At 63.0% G+C, this 17169-nt stretch carries 14 protein-coding genes; 3 read left to right on the top strand and 11 right to left on the bottom strand.

Features of this window, described 5'->3' with window-relative positions:
- Nucleotides 1–37: 37 nt before the first annotated feature.
- The 11 genes from FJ490_RS16880 to FJ490_RS16830 form a co-directional block, all read right to left on the bottom strand.
- Nucleotides 38–1102, bottom strand: a complete 1065-nt coding sequence (locus tag FJ490_RS16880) for an ABC transporter ATP-binding protein (protein WP_140496300.1) — start codon at nucleotides 1100–1102, stop codon at nucleotides 38–40.
- A 16-nt stretch (nucleotides 1103–1118) separates the two neighbouring features.
- Complete coding sequence (locus tag FJ490_RS16875) at nucleotides 1119–1910, bottom strand: ABC transporter permease (protein ID WP_140513696.1); 792 nt, start codon at nucleotides 1908–1910, stop codon at nucleotides 1119–1121.
- Nucleotides 1907–2821, bottom strand: coding sequence for an ABC transporter permease subunit (locus FJ490_RS16870; RefSeq protein WP_140513697.1), 915 nt, complete (start codon nucleotides 2819–2821; stop codon nucleotides 1907–1909). Before FJ490_RS16870 ends, FJ490_RS16875 begins: the two co-directional genes overlap by 4 nt.
- 63 nt (nucleotides 2822–2884) lie before the next feature.
- Complete coding sequence (locus tag FJ490_RS16865; protein ID WP_140556535.1) at nucleotides 2885–3991, bottom strand: ABC transporter substrate-binding protein; 1107 nt, start codon at nucleotides 3989–3991, stop codon at nucleotides 2885–2887.
- A 240-nt stretch (nucleotides 3992–4231) separates the two neighbouring features.
- On the bottom strand, nucleotides 4232–5404 hold the full coding sequence (locus tag FJ490_RS16860) for an iron-containing alcohol dehydrogenase (RefSeq protein ID WP_140560295.1): 1173 nt from the start codon (nucleotides 5402–5404) through the stop codon (nucleotides 4232–4234).
- Between the two features lie 17 nt (nucleotides 5405–5421).
- Complete coding sequence (locus FJ490_RS16855; RefSeq protein WP_140729017.1) at nucleotides 5422–6807, bottom strand: aldehyde dehydrogenase family protein; 1386 nt, start codon at nucleotides 6805–6807, stop codon at nucleotides 5422–5424.
- Nucleotides 6808–6837: 30 nt separating this feature from the next.
- Nucleotides 6838–7254, bottom strand: coding sequence for a type II toxin-antitoxin system VapC family toxin (locus tag FJ490_RS16850; protein WP_140522425.1), 417 nt, complete (start codon nucleotides 7252–7254; stop codon nucleotides 6838–6840).
- Nucleotides 7251–7703 carry a hypothetical protein gene (locus FJ490_RS16845; RefSeq protein WP_140729016.1) on the bottom strand — a complete coding sequence of 151 codons (453 nt, stop codon included), beginning with the start codon at nucleotides 7701–7703 and terminating at the stop codon, nucleotides 7251–7253. Before FJ490_RS16845 ends, FJ490_RS16850 begins: the two co-directional genes overlap by 4 nt.
- Before the next feature lie 60 nt (nucleotides 7704–7763).
- Nucleotides 7764–9134 (bottom strand): glutamine synthetase family protein, encoded by a 1371-nt coding sequence (locus tag FJ490_RS16840; RefSeq protein WP_140496308.1) that lies wholly within the window; start codon nucleotides 9132–9134, stop codon nucleotides 7764–7766.
- Nucleotides 9135–9233: 99 nt separating this feature from the next.
- Nucleotides 9234–10790, bottom strand: coding sequence for an amino acid permease (locus FJ490_RS16835; protein WP_140496309.1), 1557 nt, complete (start codon nucleotides 10788–10790; stop codon nucleotides 9234–9236).
- A gap of 19 nt (nucleotides 10791–10809) precedes the next feature.
- Complete coding sequence (locus tag FJ490_RS16830; RefSeq protein WP_140556530.1) at nucleotides 10810–11628, bottom strand: N-formylglutamate amidohydrolase; 819 nt, start codon at nucleotides 11626–11628, stop codon at nucleotides 10810–10812.
- Nucleotides 11629–11771: 143 nt separating this feature from the next.
- Between FJ490_RS16830 and FJ490_RS16825 the strand changes: the two genes are divergently transcribed.
- From FJ490_RS16825 to FJ490_RS16815, 3 genes are all read left to right on the top strand, one after another.
- Nucleotides 11772–12596: a MurR/RpiR family transcriptional regulator gene (locus FJ490_RS16825; RefSeq protein WP_140496311.1), complete on the top strand. Its 825-nt coding sequence runs from the start codon at nucleotides 11772–11774 to the stop codon at nucleotides 12594–12596.
- A gap of 279 nt (nucleotides 12597–12875) precedes the next feature.
- Entirely contained in the window at nucleotides 12876–14030 is a 1155-nt protein-coding gene (locus FJ490_RS16820) for an efflux RND transporter periplasmic adaptor subunit (RefSeq protein WP_140729015.1), read from the top strand.
- A complete protein-coding gene (locus FJ490_RS16815; RefSeq protein ID WP_140729014.1) occupies nucleotides 14027–17158 on the top strand; it encodes an efflux RND transporter permease subunit in 3132 nt (1043 codons plus the stop codon). The genes FJ490_RS16820 and FJ490_RS16815 overlap by 4 nt, the downstream gene beginning before the upstream one ends.
- Nucleotides 17159–17169: the final 11 nt, after the last annotated feature.

Here is a 17169-nt window from a genome sequence, read left to right as displayed (position 1 = left end):
GGACCGGTGACCGGATCGGCAGGGCGCTCCGGCCGCGTCAGTGCAGCACCAGCAGGTCGCCCGACGAGAAGGAAATCTCCGCCTTCTCGCCGACGGCCGGCGGTGGCGTCGTCGAACTGTTGAACGTGTCGAGCGAGACGGTGTTGCCGCCGATGCCGACCCGGACCCGGATCACCGAGCCGAGAAAGTGCACTTCGGAAATCTCGCCGGACAGGCTTGAATCGCGACCGGGCTGGCGGCCGAGCGAAATGGCTTCCGGCCGCAGCGCCAATGACAGCGTATCGCCGGACTTCGAGCCGTTGAGCCTGCCCTTGAGCGAGACTTCCTCGGTGTTGACACGAACCTTGCCCGACGCCGCGTCGGTGACGGTGCCTTCCAGCACGTTCAGCGTGCCGACGAAATTGGCGACGAACTTGGTTGCCGGCCGGTTGTAGATCTCGAACGGCGTGCCGACCTGCTCGGCCTTGCCGCCATACATCACCGCGATGCGGTCGGAGATCGACAGCGCCTCTTCCTGGTCATGGGTGACGAAGATGGTGGTGATGCCGAGCTTCTTCTGGATCGAGCGGATTTCCTCGCGCAGCGAGACGCGCACCTTGGCATCAAGCGCCGACAGCGGCTCGTCGAGCAGCAAGAGCTTCGGCTTCGGTGCGATGGCGCGGGCCAGCGCGATGCGCTGCTGCTGGCCGCCCGAGAGCTGATAAGGATAGCGGTCGGCCATCTGCGGCAGCTTGATGATGCCCAGCATTTCGGCGACACGGGCATCGATATCCGCCCTGGACATGCCGGCGACTTTCAGTCCGAAGCCGATGTTCTGCGCCACGGTCAGGTTCGGGAACAGCGCATAGGCCTGGAACACCATGCCGACATTGCGCTGGTTCGGCTTCAACCTGGTGATGTCCTTGCTGCCGACGACGATCTTGCCGGCCGACGGCTCCTCGAAGCCGGCGACCATGCGCAGCACCGTCGTCTTGCCGCAGCCTGACGGGCCGAGGAATGAGACGAACTCGCCCGGTTCGACGTCGAGATTGAAATCCTCGACAACGGTGGTGGCGCCGAAGGATTTTCGCACATGCTGGATGGAGAGGAATGGCTCGGCCATGGCTTTTTCTTTCGGGTCAGTTCGGACGATTAGCCGATTTCGGCGCGAAGCGCGACAGGATCTGGATCAGCGACATGCAGCCCCAGGTGATGACGAAGGCGATGATGGCAAGGGCCGCCGGCTCATAGGCGCGGTTGGCCCCGACATTCTGCAGGTACGGGCCGAAAGCCGGCCGGTTCAGCAAGCTCGCCATCGTGAACTCGCCGATGACGATGGCGAATGTCAGGAAGGCGCCGGACAACACCGCAATCAGCACATTGGGAAGGATGACGCGGGTGATGATCGTGCCCCAGCCGGCCCCGAGGATCTGGGCCGCTTCCGTCAACGTCCGCACGTCGATGGTTCTGAGCCCCGTATCGACGGCACGATACATATAGGGCAGCGCCAAGGTCGCATAGCCGATGACCAGCAAGGCATTGGTTCCCATATCGGACCCGAGGAACGGCAAGGGTGAATTCGAGCCGTACATCCTGATATAGCCGAAGACGATGACGATGGCCGGAATGACCAACGGCAAAAGCGTGATGAACTCGACGATCGGCCTGAGCTGCGGCAGCCGCAATCGGATCCAGTAGGCTGCCGGCACCACGATCAGCACACCCAGAATGATGGTGAAGATGGCGGCGACCACCGAATACAGGAAGGTCGCCTGGAAACGCGCGTCGCCGAGCACGATCCGGTAGGCGTCGAAGGAATAGGCGCCGCGCCGCATGCGCATGGAAAATTCCACCGTCGCGATCAACGGGATGAAGAAATAGGCCGCGCCGAGGATGAAGACCACCCAGGCCCAGAATCTGCCCGACTTCATTTCAGCCACCTCTCGGAACGGGTCCGGAACCAGATGTAGAAGACATTGGCCAGGCCGGTGATGACGATCATGCCGAAGGCGATCGCGTAGCCGAGATGGGCATTGTGCAGCACGTCGCCGCGGATTTGCGCGTAGAGCAGGATCGGCACGATGTTGAGCGACGAGCCGGTCAGCGCATAGGCGGTGGCGATCGCCCCGAAGGCGTTGGCGAAAAGCAGGATCACGGTGCCGAGAAAACTCGGCCAGATCACAGGGATGACCACGATGCGCCAATATTGCGCGGTGGTCGCGCCAAGCGTGGCGGCAGCTTCACCCCATTCCTTCTTCAAGCCATCGATTGCCGGCGTGATGATGACCACCATCAGCGGTATCTGGAAATAGACATAGGTCAGCGTCAGGCCCCAGAAGGACAGGATGTTGAAGCCGTGGGCATAGATGTTGAGGCCGAACACGGTGTTCAGGATCACCGTGGCAAGACCGAGCCGGCCGAGCGTGGCGAGGAAGGCGAAGGCCAGCGGCACGCCGGCGAAATTGGAGGCGACGCCGGAAAAAGTCAGGGTGGCCGAGCGTATCCAGTCCGGCAGCCCGCCGCGCACGATGGCGATGGCGATGGCCAGGCCCGCGAAAGCGCCGATCAGCGCCGAGGCCAGGCTTACCTTGATCGATATCCAGTAAGCGGCAACGATCGACGGCTGCGCCAGAGCGACAATGTTCTCGAGCGTGAACTCGCCGGCATCATTCTGGAATGCGCCCAGCATCAGATAAAGCGTGGGCAAAATCAGGAACATGATGGCGAAGATGAAGAACGGAGCGACGCCTAGCCATTGCGTCGGCAATCGCAACGCGCGTGCCTCCGCGGGCGGCGCGGTCTTGCCTGCGGTATCGTGACTGGAAAGCGAGAGATCGGTCATGCGCCGGCTACCGTCTTCGAGGGGGAACCGGGCGGCCGCGAAGCCGCCCGGTGGATTCAACTGTTACTTGACGTTGGCACCGACAACGGAGTCCCAGTTCTTGGTGACGGCTTCCTTGGCCTTGCCCTGCTCGTCCAGCGTCGGGAACACCGCCGAAGCATAGGCTTCCGCCGGCGGCAGCTTGGCCAGGACGTCCGCCGGGATCTTGCCGTTCTTGGCGAGATCGTTGAAGCGGATCGGGTGGCAATAGCCCTTGAGCCAGCCGATCTGGCCTTCGTCTGAATAGAGGTATTCCATCCAGAGCTTGGCTGCGTTCGGATGCGGCGCATAGGCGCTGATCGCCTGCACGTAGACGCCGGCGACGACGCCGGTCTTCGGCACGACGACGTCGACCGGCGGGTTGCCCTTCAGCGTGTCGCGGCCGGCGAGCGCGTTGTAGTCCCAGTTGATCAGGATCGGGGTCTGGCCCTGGGCGAGTGTCGCCGGCTTGCCGATGACCGGTACGAAGTTGCCGGCGGCATTGAGCTTCTTGAAGAAGTCGAGGCCGGCGGTGCCCGCGGCTTCGCCAGCCGCGGCTCCACTCGAAAGGCCAGCGGCATAGACCGCCTGGATGGCCTGGTTCGAAGCGCGCGGATCACCGGCGAGAGCCACCGAATTGGCGAATTCCGGCTTCAGCAGATCGGCCCAGTCCTTCGGCGATTCCTTGACCAGATCCTTGTTCACCATCATCGCCAGAACGCCGTAGTAATCACCGTACCAGGCGCCGTCGGCATCCTTGGCGCTGTCGGGGATCGAGTCCCAGGTCGACACCTTGTAGGGCATCAGCAGGCCGTCGGCCTTGGCGGTCGGGCCGAAGGACAGGCCGACGTCGATGACGTCGGGCGCCTGCGGGCCCTTATTGTCCTTGTTGGCCTTGATCGCCTCGACCTCGTCGCCCGAGCCGGCGTCGGGGTTGAGCTCGTTGATGGTGATTTCCGGATATTTCGCCTTGAACCCGGCGATGACGTCGCCGTAACCGCACCAGTCATGCGGCAAAGCGATGGTGGTGAGCTGGCCTTCCGTCTTCGCGGCCTTGACCAGATCGTCCAGCGGAGCCGCGGACGAAATCACCGTCGACGCAAACAGCGCCGCGGCCGAAAGGGAAAGCACTTTCCCCGTGAATTTGAACATGTGTTCTCTCCGTTGAACTGACGCCGTTGGACGCCTGCGATGCGGTATCGTTTTCGTGTGACAGCCAGATGAAAGCTTTATGAAACCCCACCGCTGGCAGCACGAAAGTTAACTCCTTTTAATCGACTGTAGCAATTAGCCACCACTTAATTTTCCGGCTAATTACTTTTGCCTTGCACTTCACCCCTTTCCCCTTGGTTGCCCCTGATTTTCCAGATCAACTTTACCCTGAAAGCGGTATCACACCGTCCCAGCGATTGCATTTTCGAGCAGCGTCAGCGCTGCTTTCTTGGTCAGCTTGACCGGGTTGCCGCCGGCTGTCGGATCGACCACCGCCATATCGGCGATCAAGGCCTTGCGCTTCTTGTCCATGTCGAGCCCCTTGATCAGGCCTGGCAGCGCATGCGGCACCTTCAATTCCTTGCGAAGCTTGATGACAGCCTTGGCGAAGCCGTCGAAGCCGCCTCTTATGCCGCAATAGGCGGCGAGCCGCGCGATGCGGTCCTCGATCGCCTCGCGATTGAAGGCGAGCACATAGGGCATGAAAACCGCATTGGTCATGCCGTGATGGGTGTCGTAGAGCGCCCCGATGGGATGCGACAGCGAATGGATCGCCCCCAGCCCCTTCTGGAAGGCTGCCGCGCCCATCGCCGCGGCGCTCATCATGTTGGCGCGGGCGACCAGATCCCTGCCGTTGGCATAGGCCTTTGGCAGGTTCTCGAAAACAAGCCTGATGCCTTCCACGGCGATGCCGTCGGCCATCGGATGGTAGCCCGGCGCGCAATAAGCCTCGAGGCAATGGGCCAGCGCGTCCATGCCGGTGCCGGCGGTGATGAAGCCCGGCATGCCGACCGACAGCTCCGGATCGGCAATGACGATCGCCGGCAGCAGCTTCGGATGGAAGATGACCTTCTTGGTGTGGGTCGCCTCATTGGTGATGACGCCGGCGCGGCCGACTTCGGAGCCGGTGCCGGCGGTGGTCGGCACCGCTATGATCGGCGCGATCGCGTCCGAGTTGGCGCGTGTCCACCAGTCGCCGATGTCCTCGAAATCCCAGACCGGGCGCGTCTGTCCCGCCTGGAAGGCGATCAGCTTGCCGAGGTCGAGCGCCGAGCCGCCGCCAAAGGCGATGACGCCGTCATGCTTGCCCTTCTTGAACACCGCGATGCCGGCGGTGAGATTGGACTCGACCGGATTCGGCTTCACTTCGGAGAAAACGCCGTAGGGCACTTTTGCGTCATCGAGGATTTTCAGCGTCGAAGCGACGACCGGCAGTTTCGCCAGCCCCGGATCGGTGACGAAGAGCGGCCGCTTGATGCCGGTGGCGGCGAGCACCTCGGGCAATTCCTTGATGCGCCCGGCGCCGAAGCGAACGGTGGTGGGGTAGTTCCATTTGGAGATCAGCTTGGACATGTTTGTCTTTCAAAAAATCAGATGGCTTCGCGCAGGTGGAAGGATTTCGGCCGGGTCAGGTTGTCATAGCCGATGGCGGACAAGCCGGCCCCCTTGCCGGTGTCCTTGACGCCGGTCCAGACCAGCGCCGGGTCGAGGTAGTCGCAGCGGTTCATGAACACCGTGCCGGTCTCGACGCGGTCGCCGATCGCCACCGCATGCTCGGTGTCGCGCGTCCAGATCGAGGCGGTCAGGCCGTAGGGGCTGTCGTTCATCAGCGCGATCGCCTCCTCGTCGTTGCGCACCTTCATGATGCCGACGATCGGGCCAAAACTTTCCTCGCGCATGACGCTCATCTGGTGGTCGACGCCGGTCAGTACCTCCGGCGCCAGATAGGGCGAGCCGGCCTTGTCCTGAGCCACCTTCATGTTGATATGCGCCTTGGCGCCCTTGCGCAGCGCCTCGGCCTTCTGCTCGCGGATCAAGTCGGCGAAACGGGCCTGCGCCATCGGCCCCATCGTCGTCGCCTGTTCGAGCGGGTTGCCGACGACATAGTGTTTCGTCTCGGCGATGAAGCCTGCGACGAATTCGTCATAGACCTTCTCATGCACATAGACGCGCTCGATGCCGCAGCAGCACTGGCCGGAATTGTAGAAGGCGCCATCGACCAGATTGGCGACTGCATGGTCAATCTTGGCGTCGGGCAGCACATAGGCAGGATCCTTGCCGCCAAGCTCCAACCCGAGCGTCATGAAGGTGCCGGCCGCTGCCTTTTCGATGGCGCGGCCGCCGGCGACCGAGCCGGTGAAATTGACGTGGTCGATCTTGCCCGAGCCAAGCAATTTTTCTGTCTGCGCGTGGTTCAGCACGATGTTCTGGAACACGCCCTTGGGCAGGCCGGCTTTGTCGAAAGCCTGCTGGAAACGCTCGCCGACAAGCAGCGTCTGCGCGGCGTGTTTGAGGATGACGGTGTTGCCGGCCATCAGCGCCGGCACGATCGTGTTGACCGCGGTGAGGTAAGGATAGTTCCACGGCGCGATCACCATGACCACGCCGAGCGGATCCTTCTTCACATAGCGGCGGAACCCGTCCTTCGGATTGGAAGCCGGGACCGATTTCAGCGCCGCCTCGGCGATCTCGACCATATAGCTGGTGCGTTCCTTGACGCCGCCGAACTCGCCGCCATAGCGCACCGGACGCCCCATCTGCCAGGCAATCTCGGGCACGATCTCGTCGGTCATGGCGACCAGCGCGTCGAGCATCGCCAGCATGTACTTGCCGCGCTCGATGATCGAAGTCTGCGCCCACTTTTCCTGCGCTGCCTTGGCGCGCTCGATGGCGGCATTGACCGCCTGGTCAGAGGTGACAGGCCGCTCGGCATAGATCGAGCCGTCTATGGGGGATTTGAGTTTTACGACTTCCAAGAAGATGTCTCCATATCGAAAGGCAAAGCGTCAGCAGGCAAGGGCGCGAACATGCCCCGCTCTCGCATAATCCAGTATCGACTGATCGCGCGTCACGAGCGTCAGATCGAACGCCCGTGCCGTCGCGATCAATATTCTATCTGCCGGATCGCCGTGAAGCGATCCGGGCAAGAAGGACGATTCAATCAACAAGCCCGGCGAAAGAGCCTCCACCTTGATGCCTGGCGTGGCGATCACTTCCCCAAAAATGCTTGTTGGCGACTTTGCTGCCGCCAATCGGCCGTTGGCGCTCAGCAGGCCCAATTCCCAGGCCGATATGGGGGAAACCCGGATCTTCTCGTCAACAGCCGCGGCGGTATTGATCGCAGTCTTGGCTTCCGGCCTGATCGGCTCGTTCAGCGCTATCCATATGATCGCGCACGTGTCGAGCAGCAGCCTATGCGTCACGGCTGCACATCAGGCTCAAAAGCCGGCCTGGTGTAATCATGCCCTGGGCAAAGCGTAACCTTGCCTGTCCATATGCCGAAAAGCGGATGGTCGATATTTTCCCGTGGAAGTTCGTAGCTGGCCTGCGCTGGCTCCGCCATTTCCGGAGGAGTCTTGTCCATGGTAGCCATGTTCGGCTTTCGATAGCCCTCGGGCCATCCCTCCAGTTTAAAATCCACGCGTTCGTTCGCAAGGTCGACATGGGACGCCCGATAGTTTGCGCGCAACCAGGCGCGCGCCTGGCTGTGCCCGCTCGGGCTGTTCGCCCACCATTCCTGCCGCTGTCGCGCCGACGGTGGCAAGCGGCCGCCTATTACTTGCTCGATCTCCGCGAAGCTCATGGACATACGGCCTTGGCCCGAGAACAGAAGATGCTCGAAAAGCGGATGGTATTTGGTTCCGTCTGTCATTGTACAAATTTAGTCCAATCCGCGTTTCCGATCAAGGTAAGGATAGTAATATACTATCTTCTAGTATCGCTCGAACCCACGATGCAGTTCCCAATCCGTAATGCGGCGGTCGTATTCGAACTGCTCCCATTTAGCGGTGTGGACGTAGTGTTCGAGCACGTCCTCGCCGAGCGCCTGTTTCAGCATCTTGGACTTGGCCAGCGTGTCGGTGGCGTCGCGCAGCGTCTTCGGGATCTCCGGCAGGCGCGAGGCCTGATAGGCGTCGCCGACGAAGGGCTTTTGCAGCTCCAGCTTCTCGTCGATGCCGGCAAGGCCGGCGGCGATCAACGCCGCGAAGGCGAGATAGGGGTTCAAGTCGGCGCCGCCGATGCGGCATTCCATCCGGATGCCCTTGGTGCCTTCGCCGCACAGGCGGAAGCCGGCGGTGCGATTGTCTTCGCTCCACATGATCTTGGTCGGCGCGAACGTTCCGGCCTGGAAGCGCTTATAGGAATTGATGTAGGGCGCCAGGAACCAGGTGAACTCCTTGGCGTATTTAAGTTGGCCCGCCGCCCATTGCTGGCCGAGGCTCGACAGCGTCCAGTCGGCTTGTCTGTCGAAGAAAAGCGGCGTCTTGCCGTCGGCGCTCCAGAGCGAATTGTGGATGTGGCTGGAATTGCCGGCGAGCCCGTAATTGTACTTGGCCATGAAGGAAATCGCCTTGCCTTCGGATTCGGCGATCTCCTTGGCGCCATTCTTCAGGATGACGTGGCGATCGGCCATGTCGAGGGCCTCGGCATAGCGCACATTGATCTCTTCCTGACCCGGCCCCCACTCGCCCTTCGAGTTCTCGATCGGGATGCCTGCCGCTTCCATTTCGTTGCGAAGCCGTCGCATGACGCCTTCTTCCTTGGTGGTGATGCCGATCTGATAGTCGCCGATATAGGGCGAGGCGGTGTCGAGGCCCTGCCAGTGCTTCTTGCGGGCGGAATCGTAGGTCTCGCTGAAGAGGTAGAATTCGAGCTCGGAGGCGAAATAGCCGATATAACCGCGCTCCGTCAGCCGCTTGACCTGCTTCTTCAGGATGGCGCGCGGGGAATGCGGCAGGTCGTCATGGGTGTGGTGATCGAGCACGTCGCAGATCACGAGCGCTGTCTTTTCCAGCCACGGAATGCGCCGCAGCGTCGCGAGGTCGGGCTTCATGACGAAATCGCCATAGCCCTTCGACCAGCTTGCCGCCTTATAGCCGGGCACCGGCTCCATATCGATGTCGGCGGCCAGGAGATAGTTGCAGCCATGCGTCTCGTCATGCGCGGAATCGACGAAGTACTGGGCCAGGAACCGTTTTCCCGCCAGCCGTCCCTGCATATCGACGATGCAGGCCAGCACCGTGTCGATCTCCCCGCCGGAAACCGCTTTCTTCAACTGATCGAACGAGAAATTTCCGGCCATTCCTTTGGCGCTCCAGTGCTTGTCATTTTGGGCTTGTCGATTTCGAAGGGTCGAAGCCATGGCCGGCGATGCGCGGGCCATGGCTGTGAGATGCTGGCCTCAGTGGCCGGTTTCGCCGACGGCCTGCTCAGCCGCCTTGATCGCCGCTTGGCGCGCCGCGATGATGTCGCCGAGCGGCGGACCCTGGAAGCGGTTGCGCTCGAAGGCAAACCAGACGATCGCGGTCAGGATGAAGAAGCCGACGGTGATGTAGAGCGCCCAGTCGTTCGGCGGCTGGATGCCAATGACGAAGATCAGGATCATCGACACGATCGACAGGACCGCAAACAGCATGAACACGCCGCGCCCCATGTTCCACGGTCCCATCTTGTCCCATTTGGGCGTGCCCCAGGCCAGCATGCCGAGCACGATCGGCACGGTGAAGGACAGGAACAGGAAGATGACGGTGCAGGACACCACGATGGTGTAGGCCGAGGTGCCGGCGACCGAAACCAGCGTCGAACCCCAGACGAACAGCACCGACAGGATCGATGCCGTCCAGATCGCGGCCACCGGCGTGCGGTAGGTCGGGCTGACCTTGGCCAGTGCCGACGAACCCGGCAGGCCGCCGTCACGCGAGAAGGCGAAGATCATGCGCGAGGCTGAGGTGACGGTGGCGAGGCCGCACAGCAGCTGAGCGATGAACACGACGAGATAGACGAACTCCTTGAGGCCAGGGCTGACGCGCTGGTCGAAGGCCCAGAAGAACACGTTCCAACCTTGCTTGGCGGCATCGTCCATGTTCGGGATCATCAGCACGAAGGCGGCCAGGAACAGATAGCCGAAGACCGCCGACCAGATCACCGACATGACCATGGCGCGCGGCACCGAGCTGGCCGCCTTGATGGTCTCCTCGGAGGTATGCGCCGAGGCGTCGTAACCGGTGATGGTATAGATCGGCAGCAGGAGGCCGAGCGCGAACACCCAGGCATTCGAAACCGACGGCCAGACGCCGCCTCCGGCATCGCCGGAGTAGTTATGGAAGGTGAACAGCCGGCTGAAATCCCAGGTTTCGGCGGAAAGCAGGCAGACCACTGCGATCAGGATCGAGCCGAAGAAGATGAGGTAGCCCGAGAAGTCGGTGAGCTTGGCCGTCAGCTTGATGCCGAGATGGTTGATGAGCGCCTGGGCGCCGGTGATGATGACCAGAAAGATCATCTGGTTGGTCAGCGTGCCTTCGATGCCGAGCGCCGGTCCGAAGGCACCGATGAAGAATGTCCAGGTGCCGACATTGATGGCGCCGAGCACGGTGATCAGGCCGAGCAGGTTGAGCCAGGCCGTGACCCAGCCGGTGCCGCGGTTGCCCAGGATCGAGCCCCAATGATAGAGCCCGCCTGCCGTCGGATAGGCCGAGCTGATCTGCGACATGGCGACGGCGAACGTCAACGAGACGAAGCAGCCGACCAGCCAGCCGATGCCGATGCCGATGCCGCCGGCGCCCGACGTTGCCTGCGCCAGCGAATTGATGCCGCCCGACAGGATGCAGATGATGGAGAAGGAAACGGCGAAGTTCGAAAAGCGGCTGAGGCGCCGCTCCAGTTCCTGGGCGTAGCCCATGCTGTGGAGGACCTTGACGTCCTCCGCCTTGTCAACTTCGGTATATCCAGGTGCTGCCATTTTTAGTCCCCTTGCGTTCTCAGCTAGCCGATTGAACTGACTTTCCCGTTGCGTGTTCCCTGGCGCCTCTGGTCTCCTCGGGCTCCAGATCCGAAAAGATGCCTGTGAGCAAATCCGCCCATTTCCGCTGCCCGGTCTCGCCGGAGATTTCATCGTTGCGGATTTCGATCATCGCGCAGGGCAGCCCGCGCGGGCGCGCATGGCGTTCCAGCGTGAAATAGACGCGGTCGGCCGGCGAATAGGGTTCGTTGACGCCGACGGTGATGCCGGCAAGGTGCCGCAGCGCCGATATCAGCGGCGCTGCCAGCCGGCGGTCGTCATCGTGGATGATGCCGATATGCCAGGGCCGGTCTCGGCCTTTGTAGACCGGCGTGAAGGAATGCACCGATACCAGCCGCGTCTCCTGGCCGCGCGCCAGCCTGTCTTCGACAATATGCTCGATGGCGTTATGAAACGGCTGCCAGGACAGGGCGACCCGCGCCGCGCGCTGCTTTTCCGACAGGCCGGTGTTGCCCGGTATGGCTGTGGTTTCGCTGACCGGCGGCACCAGGTCCGGCGCGTCAAGCGGCCGGTTGCAGTCGATGACGAGACGCGAAATGCAGGTTTCGACCAGCGTCGCATCGAGCGACTGCGCCATGCGCAGCGCAACGGGCAGCGCGCCCGGGTCCCAGGCGATGTGACGCGACAGGTCCTCGGCGGTGAGGCCGAGCGTGCCGAATTCGGCGGGCAGGAAATTGGAGGCGTGGTCGCAGGTGAGCACGAAGGGACTCGATCCGCCCGGGTTGGTCACCCTTACGGCATCAGGCGATGCAAGGCTGGCGGGCCGTGCTTTCTCCATAGTCTGCGGTCCCCGGGGAGCGCTGTATCGTATGTTACGTATTTTGCCTCATTGCGTCCCTATGGATGATTTCATACAGTTTGCCCGGCTTTGTCAAATGCGATTTGGGGAAAACACCGTCGGCCGGGCCATGGATGGGAAAGATGATTTCCAGTATTGCCGAATTGATCGCCGACCGCATCGGCACAATGCCGGCCGGCGAGCGGCGCGCGGCCCAGACGCTGATAGCGAGCTATCCGATGATCGGTCTGAAGACTGTCGCCGAATTCTCGTCCGCGGCCGGCGTGTCCTCGCCGACGATCCTGCGTTTCGTCGCCAGGCTCGGCTTCCAGAACTATCCGGAGTTCCAGTCGAGCCTGCAGGACGAACTGGCGGCGCAATTGCAGTCCCCCGCGACCCGCACGCTCAATCCGCCCTTGCCCGGCGGCACGGCGTCGCCGATGCTGGAGGCAACGCTCGACAATATGCGCGAGACGTTCCGGCACCTGTCCGACAAGCAGCTTGCCGACATCGCGTCCCGCCTCGCAGAGCGTCGCGGCAAGACATTCCTGATCGGCGGCCGCTTCACCGATCCGCTGGCGCGCTACATGGCCGCCCACCTTGCCATCATCCAGCCTGACGTCATTCACCTCGCCGGTCAGGAAAGCATGTGGCGCGACAGGCTGATCGACATGGGCAAGCGCGACGTGCTGGTCATTTTCGACATCAGGCGCTACCAGGACAGCCTCATCCGCTTCGCCGAGAAGGCGCATCAGCGTGGCGTGCAGATCGTGTTGTTCACCGACCAGTGGCTGTCGCCGATCGCCCGCTTCGCCCGTCACGTCATCGCCGGGCGAACCGCCGTGCCTTCGGCGTGGGACTCCTCGGCGGCGCTCTTCGTCGTCGCCGAAACGCTGATCGGCGCCGTCACAAGGCAACTCGAGGCCGACGGCGCCCGGCGCATCCGCGAGATGGAAGGCCTGCGTTGATGCAGCCCGGGATAAGTCTGGAACGATTTCGGTCCGAAACTGGCGTCGGGGCGGCATAGCCAGCGTTGTAATCTCGAAAGCCCGGCTCGAAGTGAACTAAAAAATCAAAACGGCACGAACACCGGCAACGTTACGCATATTTAATGTGCGCGGACACTGAAGAATTGTCATAAAGGCACGATATCGGGGGCTTGCTTCTTGCCTTAGAATAGCCCCGCTGCGTCTGCTTATTTCGGGAAACCGGTGGACGGAAGGATTGTTTTGCCAACCGGAGTGCCGATGGCCGCCTGGAAACAGATACTTTTCGCCCTTGTGGTGCTGGTGGTGGCGGTTGCCGCCTGGCTGCGCTTTTTCCCCAGCGCGCCGGACGTGCTGGCGCGCTGGGGAATAGACTGGGCCTACGCGGCAACGCCTCCGGCTGAAACCGGCGCCGGCACGAAATCCGCTGGCGGCGAGCGAGCCCGTCAGGTCAACGTCGTCGTCGTGCCCGCTATTTCCGCGACCATAAACGATCGGCTCCAGGCCATCGGCACCGGCCGCGCCAATGCGTCGGTGACGGTCAACCCCTACTCCTCCGGCCGTCTCGCCGAATTGCTGGTTTCGTCCGGCACCCATGTCGACAAGGGACAGGTCATCGCGACCCTTGATTCCGAAACCGAAGTGATCGCCCAGGACCGTGCCCGGCTCGCGCTTCAGGACGCACAGGCCAAGCTCGACCGGGTCAGGTCGCTGCGCGCCTCCAATGCGGCGACACCGGTCGCCGTCGCCGATGCCGAAGTGGTGCTGGCCGGTGCCAAGCTGACGCTACAGGATGCGGAACTCGCCCTGCACCGCCGGTCTGTTCTCGCCCCGATCTCCGGCACGGTCGGGATCCTGCCGATCTCCGCCGGCAATTATGCGACCAACCAGTCGGCGATCGCGACGCTCGACGACCGTTCCTCGATCCTTGTCGATTTCCTGGTGCCGGAACGCTTCGCGGCCGCCGTCAAGATCGGCGCGCAATTGTCGGCGACGCCGATCGCCAATCCCGGCAACAGCTATACCGGCACGGTTTCGGCCATCGACAACCACATCGACGAGAACAGCCGTACGCTTCTGGTCAAGGCGACGATCGCCAACCCGGCCGATTCGCTGCGCGCCGGCATGTCGTTCGCCATCACCATGAAATTCCCCGGCGAGACCTATCCCGCCGTCAGCCCGCTGGCGATCCTGTGGGGCTCGGAGGGCGCTTACGTCTGGGCGGTCGAGAACGGCAAGGCCAAGCGGGTGCCGGTGCGCATCATCCAGCGCAACACCGAAACCGTGTTGATCGACGCGGAGCTGGACAGTGGCGACATGGTGGTGACCGAAGGCACCCAGAGCGTCAGCGAGGGAGGCGAAGTCCGCATCGCCCGCGGAGAGCAGCGCGCCGCGAACGCGGCCGAAGGCTCATGACCGGAGCCGTCAACCCCGCCAGCGAGACTGGCTTTACCGCCCTGTTCATCCGCAGGCCGGTCATGGCCTTGGTGCTGAATGTCCTCATCGCGGTCGCCGGCCTCGCCGCCTTCTATGGCGTCGAGATCCGCGAGCTGCCTGATGTCGACCGCGCCGTCGTCACCGTTTCCACGACTTTCGAAGGCGCGGCGGCCGAAACGGTCGATCGCGAACTGACCGACACGATCGAGGGAGCTGTTGCCCGCGTTTCCGGCGTCAAGTCGATCTCCTCGACCTCCTCCTTCGGCTCGAGCCGCGTCACCATCGAATTCAACGACGGCGTCGATCTCAATGTCGGGGCCTCGGATGTGCGGGATGCCGTCGGCCGCGTCGCCAACCAGATGCCGGAGACGGCCGATCCGCCGCGCATCGTCAAGGCCGACGCCAACTCCGACCCCGTGATGCGCCTGGCCGTCACCTCCGACACCATGTCGGTACAGGACATGACCGTTGTGGTCCAGGACCAGATCGAGGACGAACTGGCTGCCGTTCCAGGCGTCGCGGACGTCCAGGTCTATGGCGACCGCGACAAGATCTTCCGCATCGACGTCGACCAAAACAAGCTCGCCAGCCTGGGCTTCACCGTCGCCGACCTCAGGACCGCCCTTGCCTCGGTCGCCTTCGATTCACCCGCCGGCTCGATCACCACCACCAATCAGGACCTGATCGTTCGCACCACCGCCGATGTGACGACGCCGGAAGAATTCGAGAACATCATCATTGGCGGAACGACGCGCATCCGCGATGTCGCCACCGTCACGCTCGGCCCCGACATCGGCCAGACCACGTTGCGTTCGGACGGCAAGACCGGCATCGGCATCGGCATCATCCGCCAGGCGGAATCGAACACGCTGGACATCTCCACCGGCGTCAAGGCCGCCGTCGAGAAATTGCAGGCAAACCTGCCGCAAGGCATGTCGATCAAGGTCACCAGCGACGACGCGGTGTTCGTCAACGGCGCCGTGCACGAGGTGGAGATCGCGCTCGCGCTTTCCGTCTCCATCGTTCTGGTCGTCATCTATGCCTTTCTTCTCGACTGGCGCGCCACGCTCATTCCGGGCCTGTCGATGCCCGTCGCCATGATCGGCACCATTGCGGCGATCTACCTCGCTGGTTTCTCGATCAACATCCTGACGCTGCTGGCCCTGGTGCTGGCGACGGGGCTTGTCGTCGATGACGCGATCGTCGTTTTGGAAAACATCGTGCGGCGGCGCAATCAAGGCATGGGGCCGCGTGCCGCCGCCGTGCTCGGCGCACAGGAGGTGTTCTTCGCCGTCATCGCCACCACGCTCACCCTGGTTGCCGTCTTCGTGCCGATCTCCTTCCTGCCGGGCCAGACCGGCGGCCTGTTCCGCGAATTCGGATTCGTGCTCGCCATGTCGGTGCTGTTGTCCTGCGTGGTCGCGCTGACGCTTTGCCCCATGCTTGCCTCGCGCATGCTGTCCACTGCTGCCCTCCACCACGAGGGCGGCAACGGCGTCGGCGCACGCATCGGCGGCGCGCTGAACGCGGCCTACCGGCGCAGCCTGCATGTCTGCCTCGACGCGCCGTGGATCGTGGTGCTGGTGGCGCTGCTGTTCGCCGGCACCGCATTCGCGCTGTTCGGCACCATCCGCCAGGAATTGACGCCGACCGAGGATCGCGCGGTCGTGCTGCTTCGCATCAGCGCCCCGCAAGGCGTCAGCCTCGACTACACGACGCAGCAGATGCAGAAGATCGAAAAACTGATCCAGCCGCTGCGTGATTCCGGCGAAATCGTCAGCACTTTCGAGAGCGCCGGCCAGAACGGCGCCTATAATTCAGGCTTCATGGTGATGACGCTGGCGCCCTGGGACGAGCGCAGCCGCAGCCAGCAGGAGATCATGGCCGAGATCAGCCAACTCACCCGCCAGGTGCCCAGTGTGCGTATCTTCCCGGTGCAGCCCAACAGCCTCGGCATCCGTGGCGCCGGCAACGGCCTGCAGTTCGCGCTGGTCGGCAACGACCGCAAGGCGCTCGGCGACGCGGCCGTCAAGATCATCGCCGAGATGCAGAAGGATCCGCGTTTCCAGACACCCCGTCTTTCCATCGACCCGACGCAACCGCAGCTCTCCGTCGCCATCGACCGCGAGCGCGCCTCCGATCTCGGCATCGACATCACCGGGCTGGCCAACACCATGCAGGCCATGCTCGACGGCAACGACGTCGTCGATGTCTACATCGCCGACCGCAGCTACGGGGTGAAGCTGGTTTCGACCACCAACCCGATCAACGATCCGACCGACCTGGAGAACGTCTTCCTGAAGACGGCTGACGGCCGTTTCGTGCCGATGTCGACCATAGCCACGCTGACCGAGCGTGCCGTGCCGCCTTCGCTGTCGCGCGAGCAGCAGCAGCCGTCGGTGGCGATCACGTCCAACCTCGGCGGCGATTTCGCCCTCGGCTCGGCCCTTACGCGCGCCGAGGAGATCGCAACGCCGCTTCTGCCGCCGGGCAGCCGCATCGTGCCATTGGCCGAGGCGGCGACGCTGGGTGAGACAAACAGCGCCATGGTCACCATCTTCGGTTTTGCCCTGGTCATCATCCTGCTGGTGCTTGCCGCGCAATTCGAGAGCTTCGTCAGCGCCATCATCATCATGGCGACAGTGCCGCTCGGCCTCGCCTGCGCCATCTTCGCGCTTCTGCTCTCGGGCACCAGCCTCAACGCCTACAGCCAGATAGGCCTGGTGCTGCTGGTCGGCGTCATGGCCAAGAACGGCATCCTGATCGTCGAATTCGCAAACCAGCTGCGCGATCGCGGACTGGGGGTGCGCGAGTCGATCGAACAGGCCTCGACCATTCGCTTGCGCCCGGTGATGATGACAATGATCTGCACCGTGCTCGGCGGCGTGCCGCTGGTGCTGGCGGCGGGCGCCGGCGCCGAGGCCCGTATCGCGCTCGGCTGGGTGATCGTCGGCGGACTGGGGCTGGCCACCGTCTCGACGCTGTTCCTGACCCCCGTCGCCTATCTCTTGCTCGGCCGCTTCGTCACGCCGAAGACCCACGAGGAGGCGCGGCTGAAGCGCGAACTCGAGGAAGCCGCCTACACCGATGTGGAGCCGGCTGAATAGGGAAATTCCAG

It is taken from the genome of Mesorhizobium sp. B2-5-11, assembly GCF_006440835.1.
Classification (GTDB): Bacteria; Pseudomonadota; Alphaproteobacteria; order Rhizobiales; family Rhizobiaceae; genus Mesorhizobium.
The sequence above is the reverse complement of the archived record's forward strand: the minus strand, read 5'-3'. Positions and strand labels throughout refer to the sequence as shown.

Coding starts and splice junctions, on each gene's coding strand:
- FJ490_RS16880 (WP_140496300.1), bottom strand. CDS start 1,102: ATGGCCGAGCCATTCCTCTCCATCCAGCATGTGCGAAAATCCTTCGGC.
- FJ490_RS16875 (WP_140513696.1), bottom strand. CDS start 1,910: ATGAAGTCGGGCAGATTCTGGGCCTGGGTGGTCTTCATCCTCGGCGCG.
- FJ490_RS16870 (WP_140513697.1), bottom strand. CDS start 2,821: ATGACCGATCTCTCGCTTTCCAGTCACGATACCGCAGGCAAGACCGCG.
- FJ490_RS16865 (WP_140556535.1), bottom strand. CDS start 3,991: ATGTTCAAATTCACGGGGAAAGTGCTTTCCCTTTCGGCCGCGGCGCTG.
- FJ490_RS16860 (WP_140560295.1), bottom strand. CDS start 5,404: ATGTCCAAGCTGATCTCCAAATGGAACTACCCCACCACCGTTCGCTTC.
- FJ490_RS16845 (WP_140729016.1), bottom strand. CDS start 7,703: ATGACAGACGGAACCAAATACCATCCGCTTTTCGAGCATCTTCTGTTC.
- FJ490_RS16840 (WP_140496308.1), bottom strand. CDS start 9,134: ATGGCCGGAAATTTCTCGTTCGATCAGTTGAAGAAAGCGGTTTCCGGC.
- FJ490_RS16835 (WP_140496309.1), bottom strand. CDS start 10,790: ATGGCAGCACCTGGATATACCGAAGTTGACAAGGCGGAGGACGTCAAG.
- FJ490_RS16830 (WP_140556530.1), bottom strand. CDS start 11,628: ATGGAGAAAGCACGGCCCGCCAGCCTTGCATCGCCTGATGCCGTAAGG.
- FJ490_RS16825 (WP_140496311.1), top strand. CDS start 11,772: ATGATTTCCAGTATTGCCGAATTGATCGCCGACCGCATCGGCACAATG.
- FJ490_RS16820 (WP_140729015.1), top strand. CDS start 12,876: ATGGCCGCCTGGAAACAGATACTTTTCGCCCTTGTGGTGCTGGTGGTG.
- FJ490_RS16815 (WP_140729014.1), top strand. CDS start 14,027: ATGACCGGAGCCGTCAACCCCGCCAGCGAGACTGGCTTTACCGCCCTG.